This is a genomic window from Streptomyces sp. NPDC059524 (assembly GCF_042749255.1).
Taxonomy (GTDB): domain Bacteria; phylum Actinomycetota; class Actinomycetes; order Streptomycetales; family Streptomycetaceae; genus Streptomyces; species Streptomyces xanthii.
The window spans coordinates 19,447-20,330 of the sequence record NZ_JBHYTK010000145.1 but is presented as its reverse complement, the minus strand read 5'-3'; the positions used below and the strand labels follow the sequence as shown (position 1 = coordinate 20,330).

The following is an 884-nucleotide window of genomic DNA, read 5'->3' as shown; positions in this document are numbered from 1 at the left end:
CCCCTGGGGACGCACGAAGTGTGCCCCTTCAGGGGCGCGGGGCTGTACCCGATCAGCGACTCCGTCGCGGGGCGCGAGCAACACGCCCCTGGGGGCGCACGAAGTGTGCCCCTTCAGGGGCGCGGGGCTGTACCCGATCAGCGACTCCGTCGCGGGGCGCGAGCAACACGCCCCTGGGGGCGCACGAAGTGTGCCCCTTGAGGGGCGCGGGGCTGTACCCGATCAGCGACTCCGTCGCGGGGCGCGGGGAACTGCGCGAGAAGCCCCACCGGGCGGCACCCGGCAACGATCCGACGAAGCTACGGCGCCCACCCGGATCGGCGAAGCCGCCCCGAAAACCCCGCCCCGCGCGGAGCGCAAGGTCAGTGCCCCGACGTGGCCTTCAGCCCGATGATCGCCACCAGCAGCAGCACGATGAAGAAGACCCGGGAAACCGTCGCCGGTTCACCAAGGGCCAGCATGCCGACAATCGCGGCCCCCGCCGCCCCGATCCCGACCCACACCCCGTACGCCGTCCCGATGGGCAGCGACTTCGCCGCGTAGGAGATCAGGAGCATGCTGGCGACGATGCCGGCGCCGGTGAAGACGCTCGGCCACAGGCGGGTGAAGCCCTCGGTGAATTTCATGCCGATCGACCAGGCGACCTCGAGAAGTCCGGCGATCACGATCAGAACCCAGGCCATGACTGGCACCTCCGTCAGTGGTTCTCAACAGGGGTGCGTCGTCTTTGCGGGTCCCGGTACGGCGCGTCTCGTCGGGCTCCCTCCAAGATAGCAAAGGGCACGCAAAAGGGGGGTGGTTACACGAGGAACAACCCCCCCCCCCAGAGCCGAGGGTTATACCCGGGGCGGCCCCCGAGGCCACCCAAACGTCCCCCGCCGCAC

The 884-nt window shown here is 70.1% G+C and carries 1 protein-coding gene and 1 riboswitch; the gene reads right to left on the bottom strand.

Annotated features, from left to right (window positions below):
• Positions 1-362: 362 nt before the first annotated feature.
• Entirely contained in the window at positions 363-683 is a 321-nt protein-coding gene (locus tag ACFW9D_RS30525; RefSeq protein WP_384627199.1) for a DMT family transporter, read from the bottom strand.
• Positions 684-715: 32 nt separating this feature from the next.
• Positions 716-786: riboswitch (guanidine-III (ykkC-III) riboswitch) on the bottom strand.
• Between the last annotated feature and the right edge of the window lie 98 nt (positions 787-884).